This is a genomic window from Streptomyces sp. NPDC029041, from assembly GCF_040637515.1.
Classification (GTDB): Bacteria; Actinomycetota; Actinomycetes; order Streptomycetales; family Streptomycetaceae; genus Streptomyces.
On record NZ_JBEZWO010000008.1, the window covers coordinates 541,693 to 555,433 of the forward strand.

General features: G+C 71.5%; 13 protein-coding genes and 1 pseudogene. 11 read left to right on the top strand and 3 right to left on the bottom strand.

Annotated elements, in window-relative coordinates:
• The first annotated feature begins 68 nt into the window (after nucleotides 1-68).
• From AB0F04_RS23775 to ilvD, 3 genes are all read left to right on the top strand, one after another.
• Nucleotides 69-893: a sugar phosphate isomerase/epimerase gene (locus tag AB0F04_RS23775; protein WP_362044232.1), complete on the top strand. Its 825-nt coding sequence runs from the start codon at nucleotides 69-71 to the stop codon at nucleotides 891-893.
• Nucleotides 894-943: 50 nt separating this feature from the next.
• On the top strand, nucleotides 944-1,603 hold the full coding sequence (locus tag AB0F04_RS23780) for a TetR family transcriptional regulator (RefSeq protein ID WP_362044305.1): 660 nt from the start codon (nucleotides 944-946) through the stop codon (nucleotides 1,601-1,603).
• Between the two features lie 150 nt (nucleotides 1,604-1,753).
• Nucleotides 1,754-3,607: a dihydroxy-acid dehydratase gene (gene ilvD / locus AB0F04_RS23785; protein ID WP_362044234.1), complete on the top strand. Its 1,854-nt coding sequence runs from the start codon at nucleotides 1,754-1,756 to the stop codon at nucleotides 3,605-3,607.
• Nucleotides 3,608-3,672: 65 nt separating this feature from the next.
• Here the strand turns inward: ilvD and AB0F04_RS23790 are convergent, their stop codons facing one another.
• Nucleotides 3,673-5,799, bottom strand: a complete 2,127-nt coding sequence (locus AB0F04_RS23790) for a serine/threonine-protein kinase (RefSeq protein WP_362044236.1) — start codon at nucleotides 5,797-5,799, stop codon at nucleotides 3,673-3,675.
• A 192-nt stretch (nucleotides 5,800-5,991) separates the two neighbouring features.
• On the opposite strand from AB0F04_RS23790, the gene AB0F04_RS23795 reads away from it, so the two are divergent.
• The 3 genes and pseudogenes from AB0F04_RS23795 to AB0F04_RS23805 all read left to right on the top strand — a co-directional run bounded on the left by AB0F04_RS23795 (nucleotide 5,992) and on the right by AB0F04_RS23805 (nucleotide 7,231).
• Nucleotides 5,992-6,312 carry an SH3 domain-containing protein gene (locus tag AB0F04_RS23795; protein WP_362044238.1) on the top strand — a complete coding sequence of 107 codons (321 nt, stop codon included), beginning with the start codon at nucleotides 5,992-5,994 and terminating at the stop codon, nucleotides 6,310-6,312.
• Nucleotides 6,313-6,367: 55 nt separating this feature from the next.
• Nucleotides 6,368-6,676, top strand: a pseudogene (locus AB0F04_RS23800) (SH3 domain-containing protein).
• 42 nt (nucleotides 6,677-6,718) lie between these two features.
• The gene (locus AB0F04_RS23805) at nucleotides 6,719-7,231 is read left to right on the top strand and encodes an EamA/RhaT family transporter (protein ID WP_362044240.1); all 513 of its coding nucleotides are present in this window, start codon (nucleotides 6,719-6,721) and stop codon (nucleotides 7,229-7,231) included.
• A 45-nt stretch (nucleotides 7,232-7,276) separates the two neighbouring features.
• Here AB0F04_RS23805 and AB0F04_RS23810 read toward each other — a convergent pair whose 3' ends face one another.
• Complete coding sequence (locus AB0F04_RS23810) at nucleotides 7,277-7,855, bottom strand: TetR family transcriptional regulator (protein ID WP_362044242.1); 579 nt, start codon at nucleotides 7,853-7,855, stop codon at nucleotides 7,277-7,279.
• 71 nt (nucleotides 7,856-7,926) lie between these two features.
• Between AB0F04_RS23810 and AB0F04_RS23815 the strand changes: the two genes are divergently transcribed.
• The 5 genes from AB0F04_RS23815 (at nucleotide 7,927) to proC (ending at nucleotide 12,115) form a co-directional block, all read left to right on the top strand.
• Complete coding sequence (locus AB0F04_RS23815; RefSeq protein ID WP_362044244.1) at nucleotides 7,927-8,520, top strand: dihydrofolate reductase family protein; 594 nt, start codon at nucleotides 7,927-7,929, stop codon at nucleotides 8,518-8,520.
• Nucleotides 8,521-8,681: 161 nt separating this feature from the next.
• The gene (locus AB0F04_RS23820) at nucleotides 8,682-9,515 is read left to right on the top strand and encodes a class I SAM-dependent methyltransferase (RefSeq protein ID WP_362044246.1); all 834 of its coding nucleotides are present in this window, start codon (nucleotides 8,682-8,684) and stop codon (nucleotides 9,513-9,515) included.
• Nucleotides 9,516-9,603: 88 nt separating this feature from the next.
• Nucleotides 9,604-10,440, top strand: a complete 837-nt coding sequence (locus tag AB0F04_RS23825; RefSeq protein ID WP_362044248.1) for an ABC transporter ATP-binding protein — start codon at nucleotides 9,604-9,606, stop codon at nucleotides 10,438-10,440.
• On the top strand, nucleotides 10,437-11,198 hold the full coding sequence (locus tag AB0F04_RS23830) for an ABC transporter permease (protein WP_362044250.1): 762 nt from the start codon (nucleotides 10,437-10,439) through the stop codon (nucleotides 11,196-11,198). Before AB0F04_RS23825 ends, AB0F04_RS23830 begins: the two co-directional genes overlap by 4 nt.
• A 104-nt stretch (nucleotides 11,199-11,302) precedes the next feature.
• Complete coding sequence (proC, locus tag AB0F04_RS23835; RefSeq protein ID WP_362044252.1) at nucleotides 11,303-12,115, top strand: pyrroline-5-carboxylate reductase; 813 nt, start codon at nucleotides 11,303-11,305, stop codon at nucleotides 12,113-12,115.
• A 43-nt stretch (nucleotides 12,116-12,158) separates the two neighbouring features.
• Here proC and trpS read toward each other — a convergent pair whose 3' ends face one another.
• On the bottom strand, nucleotides 12,159-13,187 hold the full coding sequence (gene trpS / locus AB0F04_RS23840; RefSeq protein ID WP_362044254.1) for a tryptophan--tRNA ligase: 1,029 nt from the start codon (nucleotides 13,185-13,187) through the stop codon (nucleotides 12,159-12,161).
• Nucleotides 13,188-13,741 lie beyond the last annotated feature (554 nt).

Sequence of the window (13,741 nt, forward strand, 5' to 3'; positions counted from 1 at the left end):
ATGGCAAACACCACAACGGCCAGGAGGACCCCCACCCCACCCCGACCACACCCCGTAATCTGTCCTGCATGGCAGACCCAGCCGTGAAGATCCCGGACGCGAAGGTCGCCCTGTCGACGGCCTCGGTCTACCCGGAGTCGACGGCCACGGCCTTCGAGATCGCCGCGCGCCTCGGCTACGACGGGGTCGAGGTCATGGTCTGGACCGACCCGGTCAGCCAGGACATCGAGGCCCTGCGCCGGCTCAGCGACTACCACCAGATCCCCATCCTGGCCGTGCACGCCCCCTGCCTGCTCATCACGCAGCGGGTCTGGTCCACCGACCCGTGGACCAAGCTGCAGCGGGCCCGCGCGGCGGCCGAGAAGCTCGACGCGAGCACGGTCGTCGTCCATCCCCCGTTCCGCTGGCAGCGCCAGTACGCCCGGGACTTCGTCGCCGGCATCTGGCGCATGGCGAACGAGACGGACGTACGGTTCGCCGTCGAGAACATGTACCCCTGGCGCTACCGCGACCGCGAGATGCTCGCGTACGCCCCCGACTGGGACGTCACCAAGGACGACTACCGGCACTTCACGATCGACCTCAGCCACACCGCGACGGCCCGCTCCGACGCCCTCGACATGGTCGACCGCATGGGGGACCGCCTCGGCCACGTGCACCTCGCCGACGGGCGGGGCTCGGCCAAGGACGAGCACCTGGTGCCCGGCCGCGGCACCCAGCCCTGCGCCGAGGTGCTGGAGCGCCTCGCCCTGACCGGCTTCGACGGGCACGTCGTCATCGAGGTCAACACCCGCCGCGCGATGTCGAGCGCCGAGCGCGAGGCCGACCTGGCGGAGGCCCTGGCCTTCACCCGCCTGCACCTGGCCTCGTTGGTGAAGGTGCCACGGCGATGACCGGCACGCCCCGGGCCGGCCGCGCGTCGGGTGCGTCCCCGGCCGACGGCGTGTCCGGTGCGTCCCCGGCCGACGGCGTGTCCGGTGCGTCCCCGGCCGACGGCGCGTCCGGCACCACCGCCCGCCGCCGCGGCCGCCCCCCGCGCACGGAGTCGGCGGACACCCGCGACCGCATCCTGACCGCCGCCCGCGACGAGTTCTCCGAGCGCGGCTACGAAAAGACGTCCGTGCGCGGCATCGCCAAGTCCGCCGGGGTCGACTCGGCGCTCGTGCACCACTACTTCGGGACCAAGGAGCAGGTCTTCGAGGCGGCGATCACCCAGTCCTTCGGACCGGCCCTGCAAGCGCCCAAGGCCATCGAGGAGGGCCCGCTCGACGGCGTGGGGGAGCGCCTGGCCCGCTTCTTCTTCGGCGTCTGGGAGAACCCGGCGACCCGCGCGCCGCTGCTCGCCGTCGTCCGTTCCGCCCTCACCAACGACACCGCGGCCGCCGTCTTCCGGCGGATCATCGCCACCCAGGTGCTGCGCCGCATCGCCGTGCGGCTGGAGCTGCCGGACGCCGAGCTGCGGGCCGAGCTGGCCGCCGCCCAGCTCGTGGGCACCGCGATCCTGCGGTACGTGCTCAGGATCGAGCCCTTGGCCTCGGCGGACCCGGAGCAGGTCATCGCGCGACTGGCCCCCGTCGTGCAGGGACATCTGACCGATCCGTGAGGCCTGCGGGACCGTCACGGGTGCCGTCGTCCGAGACGGGCGTCCCGCATTTCGGACGCTCCGTCCCGCCCACTGGATGACGGGCGTACGCTCGGTAGCAGTCAGAAATCTCCGAACTCTCTGACGCCGTCTCTGAAGGAGCGAGCGACGATGCCCGAGCTGAGGTCCCGCACAGTCACCCACGGCCGCAACATGGCGGGCGCCCGCGCCCTTATGCGCGCCTCCGGTGTACCGGGCGGGGACATCGGCCGCAAGCCGATCATCGCGGTCGCCAACAGCTTCACCGAGTTCGTGCCGGGGCACACGCACCTCGCGCCGGTCGGCCGGATCGTCAGTGAGGCGGTCGTCGCCGCCGGCGGCATCCCGCGCGAGTTCAACACCATCGCCGTCGACGACGGCATCGCCATGGGCCACGGCGGCATGCTCTACTCCCTGCCCTCCCGCGACCTCATCGCGGACAGCGTGGAGTACATGGTCGAGGCGCACTGCGCCGACGCCCTGATCTGCATCTCCAACTGCGACAAGATCACCCCGGGCATGCTCAACGCCGCCCTGCGGCTGAACATCCCGACGGTCTTCGTCTCCGGCGGCCCCATGGAGTCCGGCCGCGCCACACTGGTCGACGGCACGGTCCGCACCCTGGACCTGGTCGACGCGATCTCCGACGCCGTGAACGACAAGATCTCGGACGAGGACATCCTCCGCATCGAGGAGAACGCCTGTCCGACCTGCGGTTCCTGTTCCGGCATGTTCACCGCCAACTCGATGAACTGCCTGACCGAGGCCATCGGCCTGTCCCTGCCGGGCAACGGCTCGGTCCTCGCCACCCACACGGCCCGCAAGCAGCTGTACGTCGACGCGGCCAACACGGTCATGGACATCACCCGCCGCTACTACGAGCAGGACGACGCGACGGTCCTGCCCCGCAGCGTGGCGTCCTTCGCGGCCTTCGAGAACGCCATGGCCCTCGACATCGCCATGGGCGGCTCCACCAACACGATCCTGCACCTGCTGGCCGCCGCCCAGGAGGCCGGTGTCCCCTTCGGCCTCGACGAGATCAACGAGGTCTCCCGCCGCGTGCCGTGCCTGGCCAAGGTCGCCCCGAACGTGGCCAAGGACCGCACGTACTACATGGAGGACGTGCACCGCGCCGGCGGCATCCCCGCCCTGCTCGGCGAGCTGCACCGCGCGGGCCTGCTCAACGAGGACGTCCACTCCGTGCACAGCCCCTCCCTCGCCGACTGGCTGAAGACCTGGGACGTGCGCGGCGGCTCCCCCTCCGCGAAGGCGGTCGAGCTGTGGCACGCGGCCCCCGGCTGCGTCCGCTCCGCCGAGGCCTTCTCCCAGTCCGAGCGCTGGGAGGCGCTGGACGAGGACGCCGAGGGCGGCTGCATCCGCTCCGCCGAACACGCCTACTCCAAGGACGGCGGCCTCGCGGTCCTCAAGGGCAACCTGGCCGTGGACGGCTGTGTGGTGAAGACGGCCGGCGTCGACGAGTCCATCTGGACCTTCGAGGGCCCGGCGGTCGTCTGCGAGTCGCAGGAGGAGGCCGTCCAGAAGATCCTCACCCAGCAGGTCAAGGACGGCGACGTCGTCGTCATCCGCTACGAGGGCCCCAAGGGCGGCCCCGGCATGCAGGAGATGCTCTACCCGACCTCGTACCTCAAGGGCCGCGGCCTCGGGAAGTCCTGCGCGCTGGTCACGGACGGCCGCTTCTCCGGCGGCACCTCCGGCCTGTCCATCGGCCACGCCTCGCCCGAGGCGGCCGCGGGCGGCACCATCGCCCTGGTCGAGGACGGCGACCGGATCCGCATCGACATCCCGAACCGCTCCATCGAGCTGCTGGTGGACGACGCCGAACTGGCCCGCCGCGAGCAGGCGCTGAACGGCGTGTACGCCCCGAAGAACCGCGAGCGCAAGGTCTCGGCGGCGCTGCGCGCCTACGCGGCGATGGCGACCAGCGCCGACAAGGGCGCCGTGCGGGACGTGTCCAAGCTGGGCTGAGCCCGCACCACACACACGCCGAGGGCCGCCTCCCCGACCCGGGGGGCGGCCCTCGCCGTACGCGCTCACCAGGCCGCCGGATCCCGCCCGTTGACGGCGAACACGCTCCCGTCCGGCGCACTGCCGTAGACCCGGTCGCCCACGACCACGGGCTCGGGCAGCTCGGCCACGAACCGGTCCGACCGGTCGCCCAGCCGGGCGGACGTCTGCCCGACCAGCTTCCCGCGCCTCGCGTCGACGGCGAGCAGCCGTCCGTCCGATGCCGTCACGTACACGTACCGGTCACCGGCGACCGGCGCGGACCCCCGCATCGTGCCCGTCTCCAGACCCCACAGACGCTCACGCGCATCGAGGTCTACGGCCACCATGGAACCCCCGGTCCCCAGGAGGTAGGCCGCATTCCCGCGCACGGTGCCATGGGCCTGCTGGAGGGGGACCGTGAGGGGCACCCGCCGGGTCTCACCCGTCCCCGGGGTGTAGCGGACCACGGCCCGCACATCGCCGTGCACCGCGTCGAGGGACAGCAGGAACACCGATCCGTTCGTCGCGCCGAAGGGCTTCAACGTCCCGTCGAGTCGGGCATCCGACCGCACGTCGCCCGTCTCCGGATCGACGGCGGTGACCCGGGTGCTCCTCCCGTCCTCCGACACGGTGGAGAGGTACGCCAGCGGGTCGCCGGTGAAGGCGGCGACGTACGGCATCTCATGACCCGGCATCCGGTGGCTCCACCGCTGATCACCGGAGGCGCCGTCCACACAGGTGACCTTCCCGTCGGAGCCCGTGACCAGGAGCATGCCGCCGGCGTACACCGCACTACCGGTCCCCGGTGCGTCCCGCTGCCAGCGCACCTCGCCCGAGACCGGATCGAGCGCCTCCAGGCGACCCCCAGGATCCATCGAGGGCTGCACGAGTCCTCCCGCCAGCACCGGCGGCTCCTTCCGGGGCCCGCCGCCGACGGGGTACCGCCACAGCAGATGCCCGTCGGACGGATCGAGGGCGAAGACCAGTCCGGACCTGGCGCAGAGCAGCCTTCCCGCCCCGTGGGAGCACAGGGGGGCGCCGTCCCCGGCCGCCGGTGTCGTCCGCCACCCGCTGAACGCTGCGGACGTGGTCCGCGGGGAGGCGTGCCGGGGTGAACCGCTGTCGCCGTCGAGCAACGGGAGCGAGACCAGGGCACCGACGACGGCCAGGCCGAACACCCCGGCTCCCAGGGCCGCCCGCCTGCCGAGCCACCGCTTCCTGCCACGACCGGCTTCCGCTGCAGGACGGGCTTCCACCGCAGCGGCAGGTCTTCCGGCGGGCGGCCCCGATCCTTCGGTGTCCCAGGTCCGCTCAGCCGGTATGAACGTCTGTGTGTCGTACGAGGCGGCCACCGACCGCAGTTCCCGCATCAACTCGTCCGGGGTCGGCCGCTCCTCCGGCTCCTTGGCGAGACACCGCCGTACCAGCGGCGCCACCTCGTCCGGTACACCGGTCAGATCGGGCTCGTCGTGCACCACCTGGTAGGCGACGATGTACGGGCTGTCGGAGTCGAACGGCCCCTGCCCTGTGGCCGCGTGCACCATCACCGACCCGAGCGCGAAGATGTCGGCGGCCGGACCGACCTCGCGCGGGCGCCGGAACTGCTCGGGCGCCATGAAGGGCGGCGTGCCGATCAACCTGCCGGTCTCGGTGCGCAGTTCGCTGTCCACCGGCCGGGAGATGCCGAAGTCGATGACTTTCGGTCCGTCGTCGGCGAGCAGGACATTGCTCGGTTTCAGATCCCGGTGGACGACCCCGGCACGATGGATGTCACGCAGCGCCTCGGCCAGCCCCGCCATCAGGCGCCGCAGTTGAGCCGGCTCCATGGGGCCGTTCCGCTTCACATGGTCGGACAAGGTCGGGCCGGCGATGTACTGCGTGGCCATCCAAGGCCGTGCACCGTCCGGGTCGGCGTCGACGACGGGCGCGGTGAAGGCGCCGCTCACCCTGCGCGCGGCCGCCACCTCTTGCCGGAAACGCCCTCTGAAATCAGGGTCTTTGGCGAACTGGGCGTGCACGACCTTCACTGCGAGCTTCATCCCGGACGTGCTCCAAGCCAGATGCACGACACCCATCCCGCCCGATCCCAGACGGGACTCCAGACGGTAGTGACCGGCGTGTTCGGGAAGTTCCGCTTCCGCGCCCGCTCCGGCATTCCGCTGCGGCGCCATGGAACCACCCCCGTGCTGTTCGTCCGCGCGCGCGACGCACGGAGCCTAGTCGAAGACTCGTACGGGACAGAGGCGGCTTGCTAGCCTCCACGCACGAGTTGCGCACATGTGTTTCATCGTGTGACTCGAGGGAATCAACGGCACCTTATGGCGGCCATGGCGGCCATGGGGTTCAACGGGGGAGCAAAAACCATGTCTGTCGACCATGTCGAGGCACTCGAGGGCGCAGGCGAGGGCGAGACCGTCACCACGGCGGCGTCGGCCCTGCGCTCGTACGCCGTCGCACCCGGCGTCCGCCTGAACGTCCGCAGCGGCCCCGGCACCGGCTACGGCATCGTCCGCGTCCTGCCCGAGGGAGCCAGGGTCACCATCTTCTGCCAGCGGCCCGGCTCCACGGTGTCGGGCCCCTACGGCACCTCGAACCTCTGGGACAACATCGACGACGGCGAGTACGTCGCGGACGCCTACGTGAACACCGGCAGCGACGGCTATGTCCGCCCGCGCTGCGCCTGAACCCACCACCACTACGCCAGGACCACCCATGCCCTCCTTGAAACGCAGATCCATGATGCTCGCCGGGCTCACCGGAGCGCTCCTCATGGTCGGCGCGGCCACCGCGGAGGCGGCTGTGCGTTAATACCCGGTCGCACCCGGCGTCAGCCTCGCCGTCCGCAGCGGGCCCGGCACCTCGTACGGGATCATCCGCTACCTCCCCGTCGGCGCCCAGGTGCCGATCTACTGCCAGACCCCCGGGACCACCGTCACCGGCACGTACGGCACGTCGAACATCTGGGACAACATCAGCAACGGTGAGTTCGTCGCGGACGCGTACGTGAAGACGGGCAGCGACGGTTACGTCGCCTCCCGCTGCGGCTAGCCCGCCCCCAGCCCGCGGCCCGGCAAGGGTCATAATCGACCCGTGAGTGCAGAAGACAGCACCCCTGCCGCCGCCGCGGGCTCCACGGCCGGGGCCCCCGGCCCCCGGCCCGAGCCCCTGCGCTTCTTCGGCACGACCTGGCTGAACCACGACCACGGCTACGCGCCCCGCCGGATCGCCGTCGCCGTGGGCTCCCTCGCTGCCGCGGCCGTCTCGTGCCTCGTCCTCCGCCTCGCCTACCAGGGCCTCCAGATCGCCGCGATCGGCGGCTTCGTCACGGTGCTCATGGTCGCGATGTTCGCCCTCTGCAGCGCGATGGCCTTCCGCCAGACCTGGGCCGGCTTCATCAGCCGCCCCGACCCCGAACGCCAGGCGTCCCTGCGTGGCCTCCTGGCCGTCGGCTTCGTCGGCTCCCTCCTCGCCTACTTCCTGCGCTCCCTCACCGAGGCACCCGGCGAGAAGCTCCACCGCGAGGAGTACGAGGAGGCCCGCAAGCAGTACGAGAGGCGCACGTCGCGCCGCTCGGGCAACCCGAAGAACCGCCGCCGCGCGTAGCCGCCACCAGCGGGGCCCTGCCGCCAACAGCGGGGGCCCTGCCGCCTACCGCTCCGCCACGATGCGCTCGACCGCCGCCGCCACCAGTTCTTCGCGCTCCGCCTCGGTGAAGACGTCCGGCAGGGTGAGCTGCTCGACGATCAGCCAGTTCAGCGTCAGCATGAGCAGCTTGACGGCCAGGGCGTCGCCGGGCAGGCCGGAGGCCTCGTGGTACGCGACGTTGGCGTCGACGTCCGCGCGAACCCGCTCGGTGAGGACCTTGCGCAGCTCGGGACGGCGTGTGGCCTCGAGGCGCAGCTCGAGCAGGGCGAGGTAGCCGGTGCGGAACGCGGCGACGCGGCCGACGAGCTCCCGCATCAGCACCACGTAGGTCTCCCGGTCGCGGTCGGCGTCCCGCTGCCGGGCGATCGTCGCGTCGTCGGGCTGGAGCCGCTCGTAGACCCGGGCGCCGGCCTGGGTGAGGAGGTCGTCCCGGTTGGCGAAGTAGTTGGACGCGGTCCCCGCCGGTACGGCGGCCTCGGCGTCCACCGCCCGGAACGTCAGACCCCGCGCACCCTCCCTGGCCAGTACTTCGATCGCCGCGTCGACGAGAGCGGCACGCCGCTGGTCGTTCCGTCGCACCATTGACACCACTCCAGTTGTAGTACTACTTTCACACCACTTCAAGGAGAGTACTACGTATGGAGTTACAAGAGATGCGAAAGCTCGTGTACTACATCGCCGTCACGCTCGACGGCCGAATCGCCGGCCCCCACGGCGAGTACGGCTTCTTCCCCTCCGGCGACGAACGGCAGAGCGCCGCCTACGGCGCCTGGGTCAACACCCTGTACCCCGAGACGGTCCCGACCGCCTACCGCGCCGCCGCCGGCCTCGCCGACACCCCCAACCGGTACTTCGACACCGTCGTCATGGGCCTCGGCACCTACCGCGCCCCCTTCGAACAGGGGATCACCAGTCCTTACGCGCACCTGCGCCAGTACGTGGTGTCCAGCACGCTCCGGCCCGACGCCGACCCCGCCGTCACCGTCGTCCCGGGCGACCCCCTCGGTCTGGTCCGCGCCCTGAAGAAGGATGAGGACACCGGCCTGAACGTATGGCTCTGCGGCGGCGGCAAGCTCGCCGGCGCCCTCCTGCCCGAGATCGACGAACTGATCGTCAAGCACTACCCGGTGGTCGCCGGCGCAGGAGTACCGGCGTTCGACGGCGCCTTCGACCCCACTGTCTTCGATGTCGCCGAGCGCACCGCCTTCCCCGGCGGCGTCACCCTCACCCGCCTCACCCGCCGCTAGGGCATTCCCCGAGCCCTCGACTCCCGAACAGCCCGACCGCCCACCCCACTTCGGCATCTGCTCGGGCAACTGAGCCTCGCGGAAAGGGGTCCACCCCGGCCCCCCGCCGATCTCACCGAAATCTCACCGCACTCCACCCCGCCCCCGGCCACCATGGCCGTATGACCACATCGCCCTCCGCCCACCACCCCACCGGGACCGACCCGACCCCCGACCCCCCTGCCGGCACCGCCGAGCCCGCCCGATCCGCCCGGGCCCACTCCTTCAACGCCGCCGCAGCCCAGTACGCGGCCAACCGCCCCTCCTACCCCCCGGCCCTCTTCGACGCGATAGAAGACCTGACCGGCCGCCCCCTCACCGGCACCCGCGTCGCGGACGTCGGCGCCGGGACCGGCATCGCCACCGCCCTCCTGCACGCGAGGGGCGCGCACGTCATCGCCGTGGAACCCGGTGACGGCATGGCGGCCCAGTTCCGCCGCACCCTCCCGGGCATCCCGATCATCCGCGGCACCGGCGACGACCTCCCCCTCACCGACGACTCCGTCGACCTCCTCACCTACGCGCAGGCCTGGCACTGGACCGACCCCGCCCGAGCCGTCCCGGAAGCCCTGCGGGTCCTGCGCCCCGGCGGCGCCCTCGCCCTGTGGTGGAACACCGATGCCCTGGACGTCCCCTGGATCGCCGAGGCCGCCGCCCGCACCGAGCGCCACTTCCGCATCGACGTCTCCGCCGAGAAGCGCAACGTCAACGCCCGCGCCGCCGATCCCACCGGCCTCCTCGACTTCACCCGCCGGACGGTCCGCTGGAGCCGCCGGGTCCCGGTCGACACGCACCTCGCCAACATCGGCAGCCACTCGGTCTTCCTCACGCACGACCCGGAACGCACCGCATCCTTCCTGGCCGCGGAACGCGAGCACCTCCTCCGCGCCTTCCCGGACGGAGCCGTGGAGGAGGTCTACGAGGTCGTCCTCCTCCTCGCCGAGACCCCGGCCTGACGCACACCCGCCCCAAGGCGGCCACGCACCCGCCTTCAGACCCCCCGGCCGCTTGACGCGACCGACACCCGGGAGCATTATTCATCGCATGATGAATAATGCTCCCGGAGGCTCACCACGCCCGGGCCCCGCCCCCACCCCCGACCGTCCGCCGACCCCGGACACCCCAGCCGTCCACGCCGAGAACCTCACCGTCGTCCGCGGCCCCCGCACGGTCCTGCGCCATCTCGGCTTCACCGTCCCCCGCGGCCAGATCACCGGCCTCCTCGGCCCCTCCGGCTGCGGCAAATCGACCCTCATGCGCGCCGTCGTCGGCACCCAGGCCAAGGTCACCGGCACCCTCGACGTCCTCGGCCACCCCGCCGGCCACCCCACCCTGCGCACCCGCATCGGCTACGTCACCCAGGCCCCCTCGGTCTACGACGACCTGACCGTCCGCCAGAACCTGGACTACTTCGCCGCGATCCTGAACCCCGGCCGGGCCGCCGCCGACCGCCGCGCCGAAGACGTCACCCGGGCGACAGCCGACGTCGACCTCACCACCCACGCCGACTCCCTCGCCGGCAACCTCTCCGGCGGCCAGCGCAACCGCGTCTCCCTCGCCGTCGCCCTCCTCGGCGCCCCCGACCTGCTCGTCCTCGACGAACCGACCGTCGGCCTCGACCCGGTCCTGCGCCGCGACCTGTGGAACCTCTTCGACGACATCGCGACCCGCCGCGGCGCCACCCTCCTGGTCTCCTCCCACGTCATGGACGAGGCCGAACGCTGCCACCGCCTCCTCCTCATGCGCGACGGCGAACTCCTGGCCGACGACACCCCCGACGCCCTGCGCGCCCGCACCGGCACCGACACGGTCGAGGACGCCTTCCTCCACCTGGTCGACGAGGCAAAGGCAGCAACCCGCACGAAGGAGACGACCCGATGACCACCACCCCGCCCAGGGCTCTGAACGCCTCCCGCACCACCGCCACCGCGGCCAGGGTCCTGCGCCAGCTCACCCACGACCCCCGCACCATCGCGCTGCTGGTCCTCATCCCCTGCGTGATGCTGCTCCTGCTGCGTTATGTCTTCGACGGCAGCCCCCGCACCTTCGACGGCATCGGCGCGTCCCTCCTCGGGATCTTCCCGCTCATCACGATGTTCCTGGTGACGTCCATCGCCACCCTGCGCGAACGCACCTCCGGCACCCTGGAACGCCTCCTCGCCATGCCCCTCGGCAAGGGCGACCTCATCGCCGGCTACGCCCTCGCCTTCGGCACCCTCGCGATCATCCAGTCCGCCCTGGCCACCGGCCTCGCCGTCTGGTTCCTCGGCCTCGACGTCACCGGCAGCCCCTGGCTCCTCCTCCTGGTGGCCCTCCTCGACGCCCTCCTCGGCACGGCCCTCGGCCTCTTCGTCTCGGCCTTCGCGGCCTCGGAGTTCCAGGCGGTCCAGTTCATGCCGGCGGTGATCTTCCCGCAGCTCCTGCTGTGCGGGCTGTTCACCCCGCGCGACAACATGCACCCGGTCCTGGAGGCCATCTCCGACGTCCTGCCCATGTCCTACGCCGTCGACGGCATGAACGAGGTCCTGCGCCACACCGACATGACCGCCACCTTCGTCCGGGACGCCCTGATCGTCGCGGGCTGCGCCCTCCTGGTCCTCACCCTGGGCGCCGCGACCCTGAGGCGCCGGACGGCGTAGCCGGCCCGGCGCGACATCCCGCCCAGCGGACACCCGAGCCGTCCCCCACTCCCCGGTGCGAGGATGGACCCCGGACGACGCACCCTTCGGAGGCATCCCGCGCCATGACCCAGAAAGTCGCAGTCCTCGGCACCGGCAAGATCGGCGAAGCCCTGCTCAGCGGAATGATCCGCGCCGGCTGGTCCCCGTCCGACCTCCTGGTCACCGCCCGCCGCCAGGAACGAGCGGAAGAACTCCGCACCCGCTACGGCGTCACCCCGGTCACCAACGCCGAAGCCGCCAAGACCGCCGACACCCTGATCCTCACGGTCAAACCGCAGGACATGGGCACCCTCCTCGACGAGCTCGCCCCGCACGTCCCCGCCGACCGCCTGGTCATCAGCGGCGCCGCCGGCATCCCCACGGCCTACTTCGAGGAGCGCCTGGCCCCCGACACCCCCGTCGTCCGCGTCATGACGAACACCCCCGCCCTCGTCGACGAGGCCATGTCCGTCATCTCCGCCGGCACGCACGCCACCGCCGACCACCTCGCCCACACCGAGGAGATCTTCGGCGCCGTCGGCAAGACGCTCCGCGTCCCCGAGTCCCAGCAGGACGCCTGCACCGCCCTCTCCGGCTCCGGCCCGGCGTACTTCTTCTACCTGGTCGAAGCCATGACCGACGCCGGCATCCTCCTCGGCCTGCCCCGCGACAAGGCCCACGACCTCATCGTCCAGTCCGCCATCGGCGCCGCGACGATGCTCCGCGACAGCGGCGAACACCCGGTCAAGCTGCGCGAGAACGTCACGTCCCCCGCCGGCACGACGATCAACGCCATCCGCGAACTGGAGAACCACGGCGTACGGGCCGCCCTCATCGCCGCCCTCGAAGCCGCCCGCGACCGCAGCCGCGCCCTGGCCTCCGGCAACAACAGCTGACACCGGGGGCGGGCCCACACCCCGCCCCCGCACCGACGTCACCTCACACGGCCACCACGGCCCCGGCCGCCTCCGGCACGGCCGGCAGCAGCCCGATCGCGCGGTACGCGGCATCCACCGTCGGCCGGGCCATCCCCCGGGCTCGCTCCGCCCCCTCCCGCAGCACCGCTTCCACATACGCGGGATCCGCGCACAACCCCTTGTGCCTCTCCCGAAGCGGCCGGAGCACCTCGACCACGGCCTCGGCGGTGTCCTTCTTCAGATCCCCGTACGACGTGTACGCCCCGGCCAGCTCCTCGGGACCCCCACCGGTGCACGCGGCGAGGATCTCCAGCAGGTTCGCGAGCCCCGGCCGGCCCTCCCGGTCGTAGACGACCTCCCGCGCGCTGTCGGTCACCGCCCGCATGACCTTCTTCCGCACCACGTCCGGCTCGTCGAGCAGATAGACGATCCCCGGCCCGACGTCGTCGCTCTTGCCCATCTTCGACTCCGGGTCCTGCAGGTTCATCACCCGCGCCGCCACCTCCGGCCGCGTGGCCCGCGGCACCACGAACGTGTGCCCGTACCGCTGGTTGAACCGCACGGCGATGTCCCGCGCCAGCTCCACATGCTGCCGCTGATCGTCCCCGACCGGCACCGCGTCGGCCCCGTAGGCCAGGATGTCCGCCGCCATCAGCACGGGATACGTCAGCAGCGACAGCCGCACACTCCCGCCCCGACGCCGTTCCCGCGCGGCCTTCTCCTTGTACTGGATCATCCGCCGCATCTCACCGTCGGTGGCCACGCACTCCAGCACGTACGACAGCCGGGCGTGCTCGTCCACATGGCTCTGCACGAACACCGTGCACAGCTCCGGATCCAGCCCGGCCGCCAGCAGCAGCGTCGCCGACTGCCGGCTCAGCCTGCGTACCCGAGCTGGATCGTGGTCCACGGTCAGTGCGTGCAGATCGACGACACAGAACAACGCCTCCGCCTCGTGCTGGTCCACGGCAGCCCACCGCCGCATGGCCCCCAGATAGTTCCCCAGCGTCAGATGCCCCGTCGGCTTGACCCCGCTGAAGACCCGCGTCATCTCTCCTCCACCTTCCGGTCGGGACCGCCGCCCCGGGCGGCCGCCCCTCCGTGGTTCCGGGAGGGAGAAACGAAAACGGCCGCCGAAGCGGCGGCCGTTGAGTGCGTACGTGAGCGCGGCCGCCGTCAGGCGGCCCACCACAGCTGGGTGCACGTACGCGTCGTCATGCACCTCAGGCTACGCCCCGAGAGCGCCGCCCGCCCCTGAGTTGACACGCCCTACCCCCATCCGTAGTGTTCTCCGAGTTGCCCGACGTGAGCGCCGACTCCGGTCGGTCCCCGGGCGGCCAATCCGCAGGTACTCACCACGTATTCGACGCGCAGTACTTCTGTCGTCGCTTCATTGGCGTGTGTATTTACGGATTGAGGAATCCCCGTTCGAAAGGACGCGGCCCCCGATTGGCTCGGGAGCCGGGGAATCCGCTAAAGTCTCACTCGTCGGAACGGCCCAACGGCCGCAAAGACAAACCCCGCTGACCGGGGATCAGGCCCGAAAGGATCTGATAGAGTCGGAACCGCCGGAAAGGGAAACGCGAAAGCGAGAACCTGGAAAGC